General features: G+C 59.0%; 14 protein-coding genes. 11 read left to right on the top strand and 3 right to left on the bottom strand.

The window, feature by feature from the left end; translation table 11 throughout:
* Positions 1 to 94: 94 nt before the first annotated feature.
* Together GGQ66_RS11830 and GGQ66_RS11825 are read left to right on the top strand one after the other, a co-directional pair.
* Positions 95 to 1,234 (top strand): acyltransferase family protein, encoded by a 1,140-nt coding sequence (locus GGQ66_RS11830; protein ID WP_306414073.1) that lies wholly within the window; start codon positions 95 to 97, stop codon positions 1,232 to 1,234.
* Between the two features lie 334 nt (positions 1,235 to 1,568).
* Positions 1,569 to 2,771: a polysaccharide biosynthesis/export family protein gene (locus GGQ66_RS11825; protein ID WP_183792703.1), complete on the top strand. Its 1,203-nt coding sequence runs from the start codon at positions 1,569 to 1,571 to the stop codon at positions 2,769 to 2,771.
* A gap of 148 nt (positions 2,772 to 2,919) precedes the next feature.
* Here GGQ66_RS11825 and GGQ66_RS11820 read toward each other — a convergent pair whose 3' ends face one another.
* Entirely contained in the window at positions 2,920 to 4,326 is a 1,407-nt protein-coding gene (locus tag GGQ66_RS11820) for a phosphomannomutase (RefSeq protein WP_183792701.1), read from the bottom strand.
* A gap of 213 nt (positions 4,327 to 4,539) precedes the next feature.
* Between GGQ66_RS11820 and GGQ66_RS11815 the strand changes: the two genes are divergently transcribed.
* Positions 4,540 to 5,970 (top strand): mannose-1-phosphate guanylyltransferase/mannose-6-phosphate isomerase, encoded by a 1,431-nt coding sequence (locus GGQ66_RS11815; protein WP_370686336.1) that lies wholly within the window; start codon positions 4,540 to 4,542, stop codon positions 5,968 to 5,970.
* 16 nt (positions 5,971 to 5,986) lie between these two features.
* Here the strand turns inward: GGQ66_RS11815 and GGQ66_RS11810 are convergent, their stop codons facing one another.
* Positions 5,987 to 6,715: a GntR family transcriptional regulator gene (locus tag GGQ66_RS11810; protein ID WP_183792697.1), complete on the bottom strand. Its 729-nt coding sequence runs from the start codon at positions 6,713 to 6,715 to the stop codon at positions 5,987 to 5,989.
* A gap of 231 nt (positions 6,716 to 6,946) precedes the next feature.
* On the opposite strand from GGQ66_RS11810, the gene GGQ66_RS11805 reads away from it, so the two are divergent.
* From GGQ66_RS11805 to GGQ66_RS11795, 3 genes are read left to right on the top strand one after another with little or no spacing between them, the layout of a single operon-like run.
* Positions 6,947 to 8,065: an efflux RND transporter periplasmic adaptor subunit gene (locus tag GGQ66_RS11805; RefSeq protein ID WP_237358885.1), complete on the top strand. Its 1,119-nt coding sequence runs from the start codon at positions 6,947 to 6,949 to the stop codon at positions 8,063 to 8,065.
* Entirely contained in the window at positions 8,062 to 9,126 is a 1,065-nt protein-coding gene (locus GGQ66_RS11800) for an efflux RND transporter periplasmic adaptor subunit (protein ID WP_183792695.1), read from the top strand. Before GGQ66_RS11805 ends, GGQ66_RS11800 begins: the two co-directional genes overlap by 4 nt.
* On the top strand, positions 9,123 to 12,173 hold the full coding sequence (locus GGQ66_RS11795) for an efflux RND transporter permease subunit (RefSeq protein ID WP_183792694.1): 3,051 nt from the start codon (positions 9,123 to 9,125) through the stop codon (positions 12,171 to 12,173). Before GGQ66_RS11800 ends, GGQ66_RS11795 begins: the two co-directional genes overlap by 4 nt.
* Before the next feature lie 59 nt (positions 12,174 to 12,232).
* On the opposite strand, the gene GGQ66_RS11790 is transcribed toward GGQ66_RS11795, so the two are convergent.
* Entirely contained in the window at positions 12,233 to 13,402 is a 1,170-nt protein-coding gene (locus tag GGQ66_RS11790; protein ID WP_183792692.1) for a nucleotide sugar dehydrogenase, read from the bottom strand.
* A 306-nt stretch (positions 13,403 to 13,708) separates the two neighbouring features.
* On the opposite strand from GGQ66_RS11790, the gene GGQ66_RS11785 reads away from it, so the two are divergent.
* The 5 genes from GGQ66_RS11785 to GGQ66_RS11765 all read left to right on the top strand — a co-directional run bounded on the left by GGQ66_RS11785 (position 13,709) and on the right by GGQ66_RS11765 (position 18,960).
* Positions 13,709 to 14,122 (top strand): NUDIX domain-containing protein, encoded by a 414-nt coding sequence (locus tag GGQ66_RS11785; protein ID WP_183792690.1) that lies wholly within the window; start codon positions 13,709 to 13,711, stop codon positions 14,120 to 14,122.
* A 120-nt stretch (positions 14,123 to 14,242) separates the two neighbouring features.
* On the top strand, positions 14,243 to 15,262 hold the full coding sequence (locus GGQ66_RS11780) for an NAD-dependent epimerase/dehydratase family protein (RefSeq protein WP_183792688.1): 1,020 nt from the start codon (positions 14,243 to 14,245) through the stop codon (positions 15,260 to 15,262).
* A 274-nt stretch (positions 15,263 to 15,536) separates the two neighbouring features.
* Complete coding sequence (locus GGQ66_RS11775) at positions 15,537 to 17,084, top strand: ABC transporter substrate-binding protein (RefSeq protein ID WP_183792686.1); 1,548 nt, start codon at positions 15,537 to 15,539, stop codon at positions 17,082 to 17,084.
* A gap of 68 nt (positions 17,085 to 17,152) precedes the next feature.
* On the top strand, positions 17,153 to 18,124 hold the full coding sequence (locus GGQ66_RS11770) for an ABC transporter permease (RefSeq protein ID WP_183792684.1): 972 nt from the start codon (positions 17,153 to 17,155) through the stop codon (positions 18,122 to 18,124).
* On the top strand, positions 18,121 to 18,960 hold the full coding sequence (locus GGQ66_RS11765) for an ABC transporter permease (protein WP_183792682.1): 840 nt from the start codon (positions 18,121 to 18,123) through the stop codon (positions 18,958 to 18,960). Before GGQ66_RS11770 ends, GGQ66_RS11765 begins: the two co-directional genes overlap by 4 nt.
* Positions 18,961 to 18,969 lie beyond the last annotated feature (9 nt).

Raw genomic sequence — 18,969 nt, 5'->3', positions numbered from 1 at the left:
TCATGAAGGGGTCTCCGGTTAAGAGATTATCCTGACATTAACCTGAACGACGAGGATATTCGTTTTTCCTGATAGTTAGCCGTGGTTTATTTTGATGAGGTTTCGTCAATCAATTTGTGCTACCCAGATCTTTACATCGGCTCTGACGAGAGTAACTCTGCCCAACGCGGCCGATGGAGGTCTTATGGCGCCAAAATACGTTACAAATATACAGATACTGCGCTTTTTTGCGGCTCTTTCGGTTGCTTTGGCCCACATCGGGGTCGCTGTTGAAGAGCATGATCAGGTCGATTCTTCCGTGTTCCGGATGGTTTATCCTTTCGATTGGGGCCTCGGTGTCGATGTGTTCTTCATCATCAGTGGCTTCATCATGTATTATCTGATGCGCGACCGATTTGGTGAGCCAGGCATTTCCGGAAAATTTCTGCGTCGTCGCCTTATTCGTGTCGTGCCGTTGTACTGGGCCTGCACGACGCTGATGGTGGCCTCCATCCTGTCCGCGAAGCAGTTGATCAACAACAATGTTCTCGATCCGGTTCATCTGATAGCGTCCTATCTCTTCATCCCCTGGCCAAGGGCGAATGGCGAGATTTTCCCGGTCTTTTCTCTGGGGTGGACGCTGAATTACGAGATTATCTTCTACATCGTGTTCGCAATCGCGCTTTCCATGTCGCGCCGCAGCGGTTTGATCTTCGCTTTTCTGGCGTTTTCCGCTCTCGTGGCCGGACACATGGCGGCTCCGGAATCCTGGTGGTTCCTGCATTATGTCGGTGACTGGATTATCTTCGAATTCCTGATCGGGATCGCACTGGCAGCGATTTTTCTCAATACCGATAGAAGAATATCGCCGCTTGTCGCCGTCGCTTTCATGGTGGTTGGCGTGCTTCTGGCCGTCATCTTCTACCAGACGGGAAGCTACACTTTCATGCCGCGCCTTGTGACCGGTGGCATACCCGCCGCGTTCATCTTCATCGGTGCAGTGTTCGTGGACTTTACGCCGAAAAACCGCGTTGCGCGCTGGCTGGAGGTTGGGGGTGATGCGTCCTATGCGCTCTATCTGGTTCACGCATTTACGGCGAATATCGTGGCGATCATCGGCGGCAGGCTTGGTTTGCCCTCGCTGGTCACATTCGGCGTTGGTGTGGTCGTCAGTGTCGGTGCGTCGGTCGTGACTTACCGGTTCTTCGAGCGGCCAATCACGAATTTCCTCAATCAGCGCTTCGGTCGGGTCTGATCCGTGGAGTAAAATTCTCCTCGAGCATCCCGGCATAAGATTCCTGTCGCACAGCGATGATGTCTTATTGTGTCCGAGGACTGTAAAATGCCTGAATAAACTCGATCGCCAATCATCGTACCCAGAAAATGAACATTCGCTTGCGTTGCCGTCTGTGGAAAACCGTGGTTAAAGACTCCCGAGATTCTGACTGATGAAGGCAGTATGTGCTTGTTCCGCAACAGTGCATTAAGAATTGGCGCTTAAGAGTGTTATTAATGTGATTTGTTCACGCACTAGGCTACCCTTCGGTCTAAATGGCTGCGCGACTGTTGAAAATTGTCTTGAGGACCTTATGCGACTTTTGACTGTATCGGTTTTACTTGCAACCACCGCTTTGGCTGGCTGTGCGGCAACATCTGCCTCAGGTCCTGCATCCTCGAAGATCGAAGCGCAGGCTGCGCTGAAGATTGAACCGGTGAAAACGAATGGTGGCAAGACCGCAGGTCTTGACTACGCACTGATCGACATCAACAGCGCTGTACTGAATTACCTCGGCGATACCACCAGCACGACGATTGCAGGCAGCTTCGGCGGCGGCAAGGGCGGTATTCCGTCACTTCCGCTCGGCGTTGGCGATGTCATCCAGGTCTCGGTCTTCGAAAGCCAGGCCGGTGGTCTGTTCATTCCGGCCGATGCAGGCAGCCGTCCCGGCAACTATATCACCCTGCCGCAGCAGAGCATTGACCGCGAAGGCAACATCACCGTTCCCTACGCCGGCAAGATCCGCGCCTCCGGCCGCTTCATCGATGAAGTGCAGAAGGAGATCGAGGAGCGTCTGGCGAACCGTGCAATCGAGCCCCAGATCATGATCTCGCGTCTGACGATCCGCTCTGCACAGGTTGCTGTGCTCGGTGACGTCAACAATGCCGCAAAGATCCAGATTTCTGAAGGCGGCTCGCGCATTCTGGATGTGATCTCCGAAGCCGGTGGTCTCAGTGCCCCGAACGTTGAGTCCTACGTGACACTGACCCGTCGCGGGCGTTCTGCTCGCATCAGCTATAATCATCTGATCGCGACGCCTGCCGAAAACATTTACGTGGCACCGAACGACACGATTATCGTGGAGCGCGAGCGCCGGACATATATGGCCTTTGGTGCGTCGGGTGCGAATGGCCGGTTTGAATTCGAGGATGCCGATCTCAAGCTGGCCGATGCGCTCGGCAAGGCTGGCGGTCTGCTCGATTCCCGTGCGGACCCGGCTCAGGTCTATATCTATCGTACCGTCAGTCGTGAACTGCTGGTCAAGCTGGGCGCTAATGTGTCCAAATTCCAGGGCGAGGCCGTTCCGGTCGTCTTCCGTGCGAACCTGCGCGATCCGTCTACCTTCTTTGTGGCTTCCAAGTTCCCGATGCAGCACGGCGACATCATCTATGTCACCAACTCGACGGCGACCGAACTTTACAAGTTCCTCGATCTCGTCGGCTCGGTTCCCTCGACGGCAGCGGATGTTTCGGCCAACGCTCGCTCGACGCGCCTCAACATCAAGAATTTCTAATCTCTGGTGGGATTATGAAACAAAAAGCCCGGCCTTTTGGCCGGGCTTTTTGCATTGTGCGGTGACGAACGTATTGATCAGCAGACACGCATCATGCACGAGTGACCGGCGCGGTGCGGGTCACTCGTCGTTTTTGATGAGTACTGCGTCAGAAAGTGCGCGCGAGTTCGAGCCCCTTGGCGAGAAGCGCGTTTGCCGCGGCTTCGCTGGCCGCTTCGACATAGCAGCGCATTTCCGGTGCATTGCCCGAGGGGCGGAAGTGTATCGTGCTACCGTCCGCAAGCGATATACGCAGGCCGTCAATATCGCTGACGGCAGCAACCGCGCCAACCGGTGCGACGAAGCTCTCAAGATTGGCGCGCGTTTCCCGCAAATGCGCCATCAGCGCGCCGCTCTTCTCCAGCGGATAGTTTTCCAGCCGGTCCGCGGCGGCAACGGGAAGGTTGAAGTCCTTCGCAATGGTCGAAAGCGACTTCTTCTGTGCCGCTGACAGATAAAGCGGTGCCAGAATGGGAAGGAAGCAGTCGCGTGTCGGTAGCGGATCGAGCCTTTTGCCGTTCACCGTAAATGGTGAAGCAGTCAGCAATCCGCCGTTGGCTTCGAAGCCCATCACATTGGTTTTGCCAGCAGCCAGTGCCTCCATCATGCCGGCAATAACATAGGGTGAGCCGACGCGGGTGCGAACAACAGTGAAGACGCCGTTGGCCTCGATGCCGGAATTCGACGTCACCGGTGTCGAAACGATGTCGGCGCCGAGGAACCGGGCTGTAATCAGGCCGATCAGGTCGCCGCGCAGCGGGGTGCCGGTTTCTTCGGTGAGCAGAGGACGGTCGCCGTCACCGTCGGCCGAAGCGATGGCGTCAAGACCGTACTCCGCCGACCATTTCTGTAGCAGCGCAATTGTTTCCGGGGAAACGGCTTCCGTATCGACCGGAATGAAGGTTTCCGACCGGCCAAGCGGGGTCACTTCAGCGCCGTAGTGGCGAAGAACATCGACCAGAAGATCGCGCGCTACAGTCGAGTGTTGGTATACACCGATCTTGAGCCCGTTGAGCGCATTGTCCGGCAATACGGAAATGTTGCGCCCGTAGAACAGGGCTATGGCGTCGTTCGAGCGGTCCTCACCCACACCGGGCGTCGCGTCGATGTCGGAAATGGCCGCTGCCTGCGCGGCGATCGCCAACTCATCGGCTTTGTCGATCTCGCCATCCGGACGATAGAACTTGATTCCGTTGCGGTCGGCGGGGATGTGCGACCCCGTCACCATGATGCTCGCTGCCTTCAGCGACAAACCGTAAAGCGCCAGAGCGGGAGTGGGTATCGCGCCGACATCCAGCGGCACGAGGCCGCAACGGGCGAGCGCGCCGATTGCCGTAGCGGCAATTTCGGGGCTAGAATCGCGGAAGTCACGACCGACCAGAATGGGGTCGCCTGCTTTCGCAAGCCCGGCATTGACCAGATGGCGGGCGAAAGCGGTGGCGTAAACCGCAGCTGCGCGCCCCTTGAGGTCGATGGAAAGGCCACGCAAGCCGCTGGTGCCGAACTTCAGACTCATTTTCTCTCCAGGTCGCAGGGATTGACGCGTTACTAAAGCAACGGATCGGCTAGACTGTATTTATTATTATGGTTCAAGCCAGTGAGGCAATCGCAAAGCGGTGGATTTTACCATATGGCCAACATTTCGTCTTGCGGCTTGACTCCCGGGGCCGAGACAAGGAATTTGACGTCCGATGAAACTCCTACACCATATTTGCAAGGAATTGCCGGCGTGAAAGAAACTGTGAGCAAAATTACTCCTGTGCTTCTTGCTGGCGGTGCGGGATCGCGCTTGTGGCCTGTGTCCCGCGATCAGCTACCGAAACAGTTTCAGCCGCTCGTCGGCCCCTATTCCACTTATCAGCAGACCCTGAAGCGTGTTTCGAGCCCCGCGCTCTATCGGGATCCCGTGGTCATTACCAATGAGGACTTCCGTTTTTTCGCCCGTCGGCAGGCGGAGGATGTCGGGGTTGATGTTCTTGTCGCGCTTGAGCCGGCCCGTCGCGACAGCGCCGCGGCCATGGCTGCGGCCGCTGTCATTGCCGAAAAGCGTTCGCCCGGTGGCCTTGTTCTGGCGCTTGCCGCCGACCATGTGGTTCTGGATGACAACCTGTTTTCGGAAGCCGTGCGTCTTGGCTGCAAGGCTGCGCTTGAAGGCCATCTCGTCGTGTTCGGCTTGACGCCGTCCGAGCCGCGAACCTCCTATGGTTACATCAATCCCGGCGCGGTTTTCGGTGATGACGACGATTTGCGCCTTGTCGAGGCTTTCGTCGAGAAGCCGAACGCCGAGAAGGCCGTTGCCTATCTCGAGAAGGGTTATCTCTGGAATTCCGGTAACTTTCTGTTCCGTTCCGACGTGATGATAGCCGAATTGCGGGCCTATGCGCCGGAAATATTGGACGCCGTGACAGCGTCGGTCGAGAAGGGGGAAACTGATCTCGGCTTCTTGCGTTTCGACAAGGAAAGTTTCGAGGCTTCGCCGAAAAATTCCATCGATTACGCGGTGATCGAGAAGACGAGGAAGATCGCCGTCGTGCGCGGTCACTTCCCCTGGTCCGATATCGGGAGTTGGGACGCCATCTGGGAGGTTTCCGAAAAGGATGACTTCGGAAATGCCATTGAAGGCGAGGGGCTGGCGTTGAATTCGGAAGGCTGCCTTATTCATTCGAGCGGCTTGATGACGACGGTCGTTGGGGCCAAGGATCTTGTCGTGGTCGCCACCAAGGATGCGGTCCTCGTTGCGCCGAAGTCCCGGGCTCAGGAGGTCAAGGGTCTGGTGGATCGCCTCAAGACCACGGGGCGTGCCGCCGTAACCGAACTGCACAGCCGCGCATATCGCCCCTGGGGCTATGTGGAGGAGATGTTGACGGGTGAACGTTTCGGCGTGAAGCGTCTGCTGATCGATCCGGGTGCACGGACCTCGGTCCAGCGCCACATGAACCGGTCCGAACATTGGGTCGTCGTGCGCGGTACGGCAACGGTCATCATCGGCGAGAATGAAACCGTTCTGACGGAAAACGAATCCCTCTACGTCCCGGTCGGAACGTTCCATCGCATTGCCAATCAGGGCCGCATTCCGCTCGAGTTGGTCGAAGTTCGCACAGGGGCCTATATCGGCGAAGACGATATCGAACGGATTGAGGACGATTACCGCCGGCTCTGACGAGCCGGCTCCGTCCCTATCCGCGAATGACCGTTTCGAACACGTAGCGGTCCTGCGGGTAGATCGACACTGAAACCTGATAGAGCCGGCCGTCGGCATCGGTATAGCGCCGCTGGATGCGAACCGTCGCCGTTCCCTCGGCAACGTCCAGAGCTTCCGCCCGCGTTCGGTCTACACCGAGCGCATCGATGCGCACGACAGCCTCTGCCGGGTGAATGCCGTAGCGCTTTTCCACCAGTTCGAACACTGCGCCGCCGCCCGGAGGCACATCGCGTTCGACATCGGCGTATTCTTCCAGCAGATAGATCTCGATATAGGAGACAGGAGCTGCAATGCCAGGCATGCGTCGCCTGAAGGAGAAGCAATACCAGTTGCCGCTCTCATCGAGGTCGGCCTCGGCAAAGGCGCGGTCATGCGGGGAAACGGGGCCGCCGGTCAGCAACTCGGTCTCTGTGCCCACAGGATAGGCGAGCAGGGCCTCAAGAGAGTTCAAGGGCATTCGCAATTGCTGCGGCTCCCGTGCCACCACAATCGTGCCCGACCCCTGGCGCCGACGGATCATGCCGCGGCTTTCGAGGAAACGCAACGCTTCGCGAACCGTGGCGCGGCTGACTTTTTCCGATGCGGCGATTTCCCGTTCCGTCGGCAGAGCGGTGCCAATGGCAAATTCGCCAGCGGCAATACGCTGGAACAGCGTTTCGGCCAGGGCCTGATGTCGCCATTGCGGCTTGCGATGCATCGCCATCGTCGTGTCCGTGGTCTCGCTCAGTGTTCGTTCCCCCTTTTGCTCACTGCCCCTGAATTTACTAGCTCTCGCCCAACATTCCGGCAAGACCCGTTACGCACCGGGCGCGGCTCGACCTGGTATGTAGGGATAATTGTCGATTGCTAAAAAACGTCACTTGTGCTTCTCCTGCATTCGCCTATGTTCGCCGTAACTTGCATGTTTGCGCTTGGTTTTCTGGAGAGTTTCTGAATGTTCGGCCGATGCCTGTTTGCAAGTCGCCACACACTTCCGGTCATTCTGGCCGGCGCGACGATGTTCCTGCTCTCCAGTTGCAGCGACAACAAGTCCCAGGCGGAAAAGCCGCTGACGCCGGTCAAGGTGGAGCAGGCGCGGTTCACCAGCTATTCGCCGGCGGTAACCATGACCGGTGAGATCGAGGCGCGGATCGAGAGCGATATTTCCTTCCGGGTTTCGGGCCGCATCATAGAGCGTAGCGTGGATACCGGGCAGCATGTGAAGGCGGGTGATCTGCTTGCCCGCCTTGATCCGGAAGAGCAGAAGGCTGACCTTGCCTCGGCCGATGCTGGCCTGAAGCTGGCCGAAGCCCAGCAGGCACAGCTTCAGGCGGCGTTCAACCGCAGTTCCGAGCTCTTGCAGAAGGGTCTGACGACCCGTGGCGATCACGACACCGCCCGTGCGGCGCTGACCAGCGCCCAGCATGCTGTCGATGCGGCCCGCTCGTCCCTTGCCTCCGCACAGGACGCGTTGGGCTATACAGAACTGCGCGCTGATGCCGATGGCATCATCACCGCTCGCAGCGCCGAAGTCGGTCAGGTCGCGCAGGCTGCGCAGATGGTGTTTCGGTTGGCCCGCGATGGCGCCCGCGATGCCGTGTTTCATGTGCAGGAATCCATTTTCCTCAGACGCAACGCCTTCACCGGGCAGCAGGTAGAGGTTTCCGTTGCGCTTCTCACCCGGCCGGAGGTCACGGCCAAGGGCGTGATCCGCGAGATTTCACCGACTATCGACGCCAAGACGGGCACGGTCCGGATCAAGGCGGATCTTGGCGATGTCAGCGCGGACATGGCGCTCGGTGCTGCCATCAGCGGCCGGGTGGTGCTTGACCCGACGCAGGTTATCCGTGTGCCCTGGACGGCGATCGGTTCGAAAGACGGCGAGCCGGCGGTCTGGGTCCTTGACCGGAACGCGCAGACGGTCGCCATGCGCAAGGTATCGGTCTTCTCCTATGAAAAGGAGGCCGCGCTCATTTCACGCGGCATAGCGCCTGGGACAGAGATCGTGTCGGAAGGGGCCAAGTTCCTGCGCGAGGGGCAGAAAGTCCGGATTCTCGGGGAGGACAAGCCGTGAAGCGCTTTTTCATTTTCGCTCCCGTTCTGCTTCTCGTCGCATGCAGTGAGGAACAGGTGAAGGCGCCGCCGCCGGTGCGTCCGGTGCTTTCCCTGGTTGCAAAGGCGACCGATCATGTCGATGCGGGGTTTGCGGGTACCGTCCAGCCACAGGTCTCCACACCCATGGGGTTTCGAACCCTTGGGCGTCTTGTTGCGCGAGACGTGCAGGTTGGCGACATGGTGAAACAGGGCCAAAGGCTTGCAGCCATAGACCCCACTTCCATGAAGCTTGCGCTCGAGGCGGCGGAAGCTGATCTCGCCAGCGCGCGCGCGCAGCTTGTCGATGCCGAGGCAACCGCCGAACGGGTCAAGGTGCTGCGGGCAGGCGATGCGACATCGCAGTCCATGGTCGAACGTGCCGATCTCGGACGTGCTTCCGCTCAGGCTTCCGTGGCCAAGGCGGAAGCTGCACTCTCCAAGGCGCGGGAGCATCTGTCCTATACGACGATTTCGGCGGATTACGATGCCGTTGTCACCTCCGTCGATGCCGAGGTGGGGCAGGTTATTTCACCTGGCGAAACGGTTCTCACCATTGCCCGACCGGACCTGCGCGATGCGGTTGTCGATGTGCCGCTTTCCGTTGGAACGGTGGCGATGGGTGAAGCCTTCGCGGTCAGCCTGCAAATCGATCCCAACGTCAGCGTCATGGGAACGGCCCGGGAAGTTTCGCCACAGGCAGATCCGTTGACGCGTACTTTTCGCGTGCGTATCGCCCTTTCGGATGCGCCGGAGAATTTCCGCCTGGGCACGACGATTACGGCGCGTCCCGAACATGCGTTGGTAAAAACCATCACGCTGCCCCTGGCGGCACTGCTGGAAGAGGGAGGCAAAACCTCTGTCTTCGTGCTGGATGAGGCGACTGCGACCGTGCGCCGGCAAGACATTACCGTTGCCACGCGCGACGAGAGCGGCTTCACCCCCGCAAGCGGCATCAGCGAGGGAATGCGCATCGTGATCGCTGGAGTTCATGAATTGCAGGATGGCCAGAAAGTGAAGCTTTCCGGAGACGAGGCCCGATGAAAAAGTTCAATCTCTCCGACTGGGCACTCGAGCACCGCTCGTTGATCTGGTACTTCATGCTGTTGTTCATGGTCGCGGGCGTCATGTCCTATGTCGACCTCGGCCGTGAAGAAGATCCATCCTTCACCATCAAGACCATGACCATTTCGGCCAACTGGCCGGGTGCTTCGGTGGAAGATACCACGACGCAGGTCACCGAGCGCATCGAGCGCAAGCTCGAGGAACTCGATACGCTGGATTATACCCGCTCGATGACGAAGCCGGGCTCGACGCTGATCTTCGTGAACCTGAAGCCCACCACGCGCGGCAAGGTCGTGGCGGACACTTGGGTGAAGGTCCGCAACATGATCGCCGACATTCAGAAGGATTTCCCTTCGGGTGTTGTCGGACCGTTCTTCAACGACCGCTTCGGCGATGTGTTCGGCAATATCTACGCTTTCACGGCGGAAGATCTGCCGCACCGGCAATTGCGCGACTACGTGGAGGAAGCCCGCACCCGCGTGCTGACCGTCGAGAATGTCGGCAAGGTCGATCTGATCGGCGCCCAGAACGAAGCGATCTATCTGGAGTTCTCCACCCGTGAACTGGCGGCCATGGGGTTGGACCAGCAGACGGTTCTGGCTACGCTGCAGGCGCAAAATGCCATCACGCCCTCCGGCGTCATCCAGGCCGGGGCCGAACGGATCAACATCCGCGTATCGGGCCAATTCAATTCCGAAGAGGATCTGAAAGCGGTCAATCTGAGGATCAACAACCGCTTCTTCCGTCTCAGCGATATCGCCCGCATCACGCGCGGCTATACGGACCCGCCGTCCGAACTCTTCCGTTTCAACGGCAAACCGGCGATCGCGCTTGCCATCGGCATGAAGCAAGGCGCCAATCTCCTGACCTTCGGTGAGCATCTGAAGGCGGAAATGCAGTCCATTGAAAGCGACCTGCCGGTTGGCGTTGGTGTCCACCTTGTTTCCGATCAGCCGCATGTGGTGGAAGAGGCCGTCTCCGGTTTCACCAGAGCACTGTTCGAAGCCGTGGTGATCGTTCTGGTTGTCAGTTTCGTCAGTCTCGGGCTACGTGCGGGGTTCGTGGTGGCGCTAGCCGTGCCGCTCACACTCGGCATTACCTTCCTTGTCATGGCGCTGCTCGACATTTCGCTGCAACGTATCTCGCTCGGTGCGCTTATCATCGCGCTCGGCCTTCTGGTCGATGATGCGATGATCGCCGTCGAAATGATGGTGGCGAGGCTCGAAAAGGGTGACCCGCTGGAGCGCGCCGCAACGCATGTCTACACTTCGACGGCCTTCCCGATGCTGACGGGCACATTGGTGACGGTGGCGGGCTTCATCCCGATCGGCCTCAACTCATCGCAGGCGGGCGAATTCACCTTCACGCTGTTCGTCGTTCTGGCGGTGTCGCTGCTGACCTCCTGGGTGGTGGCCGTGGTGTTTACGCCGCTTCTTGGCGTCACGATCCTTCCCAAGGCGATGAAGCAGCATGCCCCTGAGCACAAGGGCCGCGTTGGCAGCGCTTTTTCCGCCCTGCTCGATCTTGCCATGCGTTTTCGCTACACGACAATCGCCATCACCGTGGCGACCTTTTTCCTGGCGCTGTTCGGCATGGGTTTCGTGCAGCAGCAGTTCTTTCCGTCTTCCGACCGTGTCGAACTGATCGTCGACTGGACGCTGCCGCACAATGCCTCCATTGCCGATACCAGTGCCCAGATGGGCCGGCTGGAAAAGGAAATGCTCGACGGTAATCCGGATATCGAACATTACTCCTCCTATATCGGCATGGGTGCGGTGCGCTTCGTTCTGGCCTTCGACGTGCAGCCGCCTGAACCGTCCTTCGGCCAGACGATCATCGTTACCAAAAGCCTTGAGGCCCGCGACCGGTTGCGCCCCAAGATCCGCGCCTATCTGCGGGATACGTTCCCCGGCACGGATGCCTTCGTGAAGCTGCTCGATATCGGTCCCCCGGTCGGTCGGCCTGTGCAATATCGCCTTTCGGGTCGCGACATCGAAAGCCTGCGCAAGCACGCGCAGGATCTGGCCGCCGTCATGGCCGAAAATCCGCATCTTTCCGATGTCGTGTTCGACTGGATGGAGCCGGTGCGCGTCGTGCGCGTCGATGTCCTGCAGGACAAGGCGCGTCTTCTCGGCGTGTCATCGAAGGATATTGCGACGGCGCTGAACGGCATCGTCGGCGGTCAGACGATCACCCAGATCAAGGACGACATCTACCTCATCAACGTGATGGGCCGGGCCCGCGCCGATGAGCGATCCTCCATCGATACGCTGCAAAACCTGCAACTGCCGGGTTCCGGCGGGAACGCCGTGCCGCTTTCGGCCGTCGCCAATTTCCGCTTCGATGTGGAACAACCCGTGATATGGCGACGCTCGCGTTTGCCGACCATCACCGTCAAGGCGGGTATTGCGGATGCGACGCAGCCCGATACCGTAGTGAAACAGCTTTCGCCTGCTATCTCCGCCTTTGAAGCCAAGCTGCCGTCAGGCCTGAAGCTCGAAACCGGTGGTACGGTCGAATCGAGCGCCGAAAGTCAGGCGCCGATTGCAGCGGTCGTGCCGCTCATGCTGCTTGTCATGACGACGATCCTGATGATCCAGCTCCAGAGTTTCTCACGGCTGTTCCTCGTTTTTGCCGTCGCACCGCTGGCGGTCATTGGCGTCGTGGCGGCACTCCTGCCCGCCAACGCCCCGCTTGGCTTCGTGGCGATCCTCGGCGTTCTGGCGCTCATCGGCATTCTCATCCGCAACTCGGTCATTCTCGTGGTGCAGATCGAGGATCTGCGCAAGGAAGGCATGGAAGCCTGGGCGGCGGTGAAGGAGGCCACCGAGCATCGAATGCGGCCGATCATGCTCACGGCTGCCGCGGCGTCGCTCGGTCTCATCCCGATCTCGCGCGAGGTGTTCTGGGGGCCCATGGCCTACGCGATGATGGGTGGCATCATCATTGGGACGGCGCTGACGCTGATTTTCCTGCCCGCGCTCTACGTTGCCTGGTTCCGCATTCCCCGTCCTGGCAAGGGCTGACACGTATAAAAAAGGCCGCTCTGAAAAGCGGCCTTTTTTATGGGGCGGACAGTCAGCGCTCAGTCCGATCCGAAGAGGTCGCGTGTATAGACCTTCTCCGAAACGTCGGCCAGGTCTTCGGAAAGGCGATTGGCAATGATGATGTTGGATCGCTTCTTGAACTCGGCGAGGTCGCGGACAACCTCGGAGCGGAAAAAGTCCGCGCCCGGATATTCCGGTTCATAGACGATCACCTCGATGCCCCGGGCCTTGATACGCTTCATAATGCCCTGAATGGAAGAGGCGCGGAAATTGTCCGAATTCTTCTTCATTGTCAGGCGATAGACGCCGACGGTGTTGGGCTCGCGCGAGGCAATGTCGGCCGCCAGAAAGTCCTTGCGAGTCGTATTGGCATCGACGATGGCCTTGATCAGGTTCTGCGGAACCTCCTGAAAATTGGCAAGCAATTGCTTGGTGTCCTTCGGCAGGCAATATCCGCCATAGCCGAAGGAGGGGTTGTTGTAGTGATTGCCGATGCGGGGGTCGAGGCCGACGCCCTTGATGATCTGGCGCGTATCGATCCCGCGAAGCATGGCGTAGGAATCGAGTTCGTTGAAATAGGCCACGCGCATGGCGAGGTAGGTATTGGCGAAAAGCTTGATGGCCTCCGCCTCGCTCGATCCCGTGAACAGCACATCGATGTTCTGCTTGATGGCGCCCTGTTGAAGCAGTTCGGCAAACTGGTGCGCCTCCGGCGTATCGGCGCCCACCACGATGCGTGATGGGTAAAGGTTGTCGTAGAGTGCCTTGCCTTCCCGCAGAAACTCGGGTGAGAAAATGAGGCGGTCATCGCCGCGCTCCTGGGCAAGTTCGCTGGTGTAGCCGACGGGAATGGTGGATTTGATGACGACTGTCGCCGTCTTGTTGTACCGGCGCACATCGGCAAGGCAGGCCTCGACACTGCTTGTGTCGAAATAGTTGGTCTCCGGGTCGTAGTTCGTGGGCGTTGCAATGATGACGAAATCCGCACCGGTGAAGGCCTCTGCCTTGTCGGTGGTAGCCTTCAGGTGCAGAGGCTTTGTCGCCAGATACTCTTCGATCTCGGCATCCACGACGGGAGACTGCTTCCTGCTGAGCTTCTCGACCCTCTGGGTGGCGATGTCATAAGCGGTAACATCGTTGTGCTGGGCAAGGAGGATGGCGTTCGACAGCCCGACATAGCCAATTCCTGCAACCGTGATCTTAACCATGACGGCCCCGTTTCTCTCTTGTGATCTGGTTGTGTGACGTATGGCAATTGCGCTGTCAACGAGCAGCACGTCACGGGCATTGCGATTTTCCGGACCCTATATATAGGCAGCGCGACAGTTTTGTGAGCGGTGGGCGCTATCGATTTGTCGCTTTTCATCCTGTTCAAGAATGTTGGCTCGCGTTGTGCCGGCGATGGTATCGCCAAAACTCGGCATGAGGAATGCGACTAAATTGCAGGTTGCTTACAACGCTTTGAATCGCATAGTCCTAAAATTAGGATCACGCGAGTATTAGAGCCCTTGATATTGACGATTCCCAAACTGCTGATGTGGCTCAAGTTACGATCTATGCTGTGCGCACAAGTCGCTCTGATTGAGCATGACAGAATCCTGCTCCTGCGTTCCGGGGGCAATATGGGCTGGGAGTTGCCGGGCGGTATTGTTGCGCCGCCTGAACCGCCGGAAGCCACAGCCATACGTGCGCTTGGCCAGAAAACCGGTTATGAGTTGCGCGACAGCCCGGAACTTCTCGGCGTGTTTCCTGATCTGGAACGAGTGACCCCGCGCCTGTATTTCGCGGTCTTCATTTCCTGCAACTTTACAGCGCCTTCGAAGCTGCCGGTTTCATCGTCAGGGGCGCTTCGCTGGTTCCCGCGCGATGCCTTGCCGCAGGGGGCGTCGCCGCTTTGCCGCAAGGTTGCCGGTGTGCTTGTCGATTGATACCGGCCACGCCAATAAATCGACAGATCGTTAAACTGTTACCGATTGGCTTCAACTGACCGAAAGTCCTTCCGAGCAAGATCGAACCAAGCAAAAAAGTCTCGGTTCAGGGGGATGGGCATGGAAGGTTCGATCGTTGTCTTTGGCGGCTCCGGTTTTGTCGGAACGCATCTGATCCGCAAGCTTGTGGCAGCCGGCGAGCGCGTCATCTCACTCGATCTCAAGCGCCAGCGCGAAACGCTTGCGGGCGTCGATTACCGGATAGGCGATGTGCGTGATCTCAGCGGGTTCACCGTCGACGGTCCTGTGAAGCGGATTTACAATTTCGCGGCTGTTCACACGACCCCGGGTCACCCCTTTTGGGAATACTATGACACCAACATCAACGGCGCGATCGAAGTCACGCGCTGGGCTGGTGCCTGTGGTGTCGGTGAAATCGTCTTCACCAGTTCCATTTCGGTCTACGGTCCTTCCGAGGAGACCAAGACCGAGGCAACAGAGCCGAAGCCGGAATCGGCCTATGGCTATTCCAAGCTCATGGCGGAACGCATTCACCGGATCTGGTTCGACGCGCAGCCAGCCCGCAAGCTCGTGGTCGTGCGACCGGCCGTGGTGTTCGGTCACGGTGAACGCGGGAATTTCACCCGGCTCGCCAAGCTGCTGAACAAGGGGTTCTTTGTCTATCCTGGCCGCAAGGATACGATCAAGGCCTGCGTCTACGTCGAAGACCTGCTCGATTCCATGGACTTTGCCCTGGCGCAGCCGGATCCGGCGATTACCTATAACGCCGCCTATCCGGAGCGTTACACGCTCGAGCAAATCATCGAAACCTTCCGTGCCGATCACTTCCCGGCCGCCCGGCTGTTCATGATCCCTCGCATCGTTGTGACCGGTGCGGCGGCGATCCTCGGCAAGATCGGCGCGGGTAATATCGGCTTTCATCCGGAACGGGTAACGAAACTGGTGCGCTCCACGGATGTCTATCCGGGTGTGCTGACTGCGCGGGGTTATCGGTTCCCGTATAATCTCAAGGGCGGTCTCGCCCGTTGGTCGCCGGTGACGGATATTGCCGTGCGCCCCGCGGCAGCGGCGACGCCGCATGTCCCGGCCTATGGTCAACAGGCCCGACCCGGCGTCTGATTTCCGCCGGCTGTTTTCCTCATGCTTAACGCGCTACGCGGCCCGCTTGGGCCGCGTTTGCGTTTCTGATGGGCTGTCAGCGTCTGATCGTGCAGCGCAAAAAGCACAAATTTCCGGCACCGTGAAAACAGGATCAAGCTTTGTGCAAAACGCATGCGTCCTCGCTTGACAGGAGCGGAACGGCGACCTTTAATGTCTGGATCGATATATTGATATATCGCGATTACCTCAGACCACGCTCGCGTTCTAACGAAAAATCCACAAGGGGAACTTCATGCGACGTCTGCTTTCCACATCCTTTGCAATAATCCTCATGGCCGGTGCGGCGTTCGCGGCACCCTCTGCCGGCGGTAAAGTCAATCTCATCGTGCAGCCGGAACCGCCCAGCCTGATGATCGGCATCACCACCAATGCTCCGGCACTGGCGGTGGGGGGCAATATCTATGAGAGCCTGCTGCGCTACGATGAAAAGCTGCAGCCCATGCCTTCGCTCGCCAAGTCCTGGGATATTTCTCCGGATGGCCTGACCTACACTTTCAAGCTTCAGGACAATGTGAAGTTCCACGACGGCAAGCCGATGACTTCGGCGGACGTGCTGTTCACCGTGAACGACTTCCTGATGAAGACCCAGCCGCGCCACCGCAATACCATGGCGCGCGTTGAAAGCGTTTCGGCCCCGGACGACAAGACGGTCATCTTCAAGCTGAAGCAGCCCTTTGAACCCTTCATCCGTTCCTTCGCCTTCGGCTCGCAGCCGATTGTGCCGAAGCACGTCTATGAAGGCACCGATTACACCACCAATCCGGCCAATGAAAAGCCGATCGGCACAGGTCCTTTCAAGTTCGTGGAATGGAAGAAGGGCAGCTACATCAAGCTCGAAAAGAACAAGGATTATTATCTCGACGGTAAGCCCTATCTCGATGAACTGATCTACCAGATCATTCCGGATGGCGCTTCGCGCGCTGTCGCCTTCGAAACGGGCAAGATCGACATTCTGCCGGGCGGTTCAGTCGAGAACTTCGACATTCCGCGCCTGACCGCGCTGCCGAACACCTGCACCACGGAAAAGGGTTGGGAATATTTCGCTCCGCTGTCCTGGCTGTGGCTGAACAACCGCACGGCACCAATGGATAACCCGAAGTTCCGCCAGGCGATCATGTACGCCATGGACCGCGAATTCGCCAAGGATGTGCTGTGGAACGGTTATGGCAAGGTCGCGACCAGCCCGTTCTCCTCCAAGCTGCCGTTCTACAGTGAGCAGGAACCACAATATGCCTTCGACCCCGCCAAGGCCAAGGCGCTCCTGAAGGAAATCGGCTATGACGGCAAGCCGCTGAAGCTTCTGCCGCTGCCCTATGGCGAAACCTGGCAGCGCTGGGCCGAGGCCGTGAAGCAGAACCTCGGCGACGTCGGTATTCCCGTCGAGATCGAATCCACCGATGTGGCCGGCTGGAACCAGCGCACCGCCAACTGGGATTACGATATCGCCTTTACCTTCCTCTACCAGAACGGCGACCCGGCCATCGGCGTGGAACGTAACTACAAGACGACGCAGATTTCCAAGGGCTCGCCCTGGAACAATGTCGAAGGTTACTCCAACGCTGACGTCGACAAGATGTTCGATGACGCGGCGGTTGCCTATCCGGCAGCCGAGCGTCAGAAGATCTACGACAAGCTGCAGGCCAAGATCATGGAAGACGTGCCGGTGGCATGGCTGCTCGAGCTGGGCTTCCCGACGATCTATAACTGCAAATTCAAGGATATCGTGACCACCGCCAACGGTCTGGCTGAGTCCATGCGCGACGCCTACATCGAAAAGTAACGGCTCGGAAGACCGGACCGGCGGGTTCTCCGCCGGTCCCTCCTGCAACACGAACGGGATAGGTCCTCATGGCGCGTTTCATCGCGGGGCGATTGCTGAAGGCAATCGTCATCCTGATATGCATCACCATCCTCAACTTCTTCCTCATCCATGCCGCGCCGGGTGACCCGGCAGCCGTCATGGCGGGGGAAGCAGGTGAGACGGATGCCGTCTTCCTGCAGCAGCTTCGTGAGCGCTTTGGCCTCGATCAGCCGCTCTACATGCAGCTTTTCATCTACCTCAAGTCGGTCGTTCAGCTTGACCTCGGCTATTCGTATCGCCAGCAGTTTCCCGTACTCGACCTGATCGCCGACCGCTTGCCGGCGACGCTCCTTCTGTCGCTCTCGGCCTTTGTCATCTCGCTTGGTCTCGGCATTCTCGCCGGTGCGGTTGCGTCCGCGCGGCAGGGGCGTTGGTCGGATACGCTGATTTCCATGGTCGCGCTGATCTTCTATGCCACGCCACTCTTCTGGCTGGCACTGATGGCCGTTCTGCTCTTTTCCGTTCAACTCGGCTGGCTTCCGGGCTTCGGCTACGAAACGGTCGGGGCTGGTTATACCGGCATTGCGCGCGCGCTCGATATTCTCAGCCATCTCGTTCTGCCGGCGCTGACGCTCGGGCTGTTCTTCATGGCTGTCTATGTCCGCATGACGCGGGCCTCGATGCTTGAGGTCAACACGATGGACTTCGTGAAGACGGCGAAGGCCAAGGGCTTGCGGCCCGGCGTCATCCAGCGGCGTCATGTGCTTCGCAACGCGCTTTTGCCGGTCGTCACGCTGGCGGGTCTTCAGGCCGGTCAGCTTGTCGGGGGTGCAGTTCTCATTGAAACCGTCTTCGCCTGGCCGGGCATCGGGCGCTTGATGTTCGAAGCGCTTTCCCAGCGCGATTACAATCTGCTGCTCGGCGTCTTCGTCATTTCCGCCGCCATGGTGCTCCTCTTCAACCTGATCACTGACGTTCTCTACCGCGTCGTCGATCCGCGCATCCGGGTGACGTCATGAAGGATTTCTGGAAACGCTTCGCGCGCAACAAGGGCGCGGTCATTGGCCTCGTCATCCTCGTCGCCGTCATCGCGCTTTCGGCGGCGGCTCCCTTCCTGTTTCCGAAATCGCCCTGGGCGATGGTGCAGCGACCGTTCATTCCGCCCTTCACCATGGACAAGTTTCTGCTGGGCACGGACCCTATGGGCCGCGACCTCGCCTCCGGTCTTGCCCACGGCGCCAGCGTCTCGCTGCTGGTCGGGCTGGTCTCGACGGTCGTCTCCCTGCTGATCGGCATTCCGATCGGCGCGCTGGCCGGTTACTTCGGCGGCTGGGTGGATGATGTCCTCATGCGCTTCACCGAGTTCTTCCAGTCGGTGCCAAGCTTCGCGCTTGCCGTCGTGCTGGTCGCCATCTTCCAGCCGTCGATCACCTCCATCGTCATCGCCATTGCCATCGTCTCCTGGCCGCCGGTCGCCCGCTTGCTGCGTGGCGAGGTCATGTCGCTGAAATCCCGCGAATTCGTGGAGGCCGCGGTTCTCTCCGGTCAGACCCACGCCACCATCATCTGGCGGCAGATCCTGCCCAATACGCTGTCGCCGATCATCGTGCTGGCTTCGATGATGGTCGCCGCCGCGATCCTGATTGAAAGCTCGCTTTCTTTCCTCGGGCTCGGTGACCGCAATGTCATGTCGTGGGGTTATATCATCGGCGCAGGCCGCACCGTCATCCGTCAGGCCTGGTGGGTCAGCTTCTTCCCCGGCGCCGCCATCCTGCTCACCGTTCTCGCGCTCAATCTCATCGGCGAAGGACTGAACGATGCACTCAATCCGCGCCTTTCGCGGCGTGGCAAGTGAGGAGGGCCG

It is taken from the genome of Allorhizobium borbori, from assembly GCF_014196535.1.
In the GTDB taxonomy this organism is placed as follows: Bacteria; Pseudomonadota; Alphaproteobacteria; order Rhizobiales; family Rhizobiaceae; genus Ectorhizobium; species Ectorhizobium borbori.
Note: the sequence above shows the minus strand (reverse complement) of the source record. Positions and strands in the feature narration are given on the sequence as shown.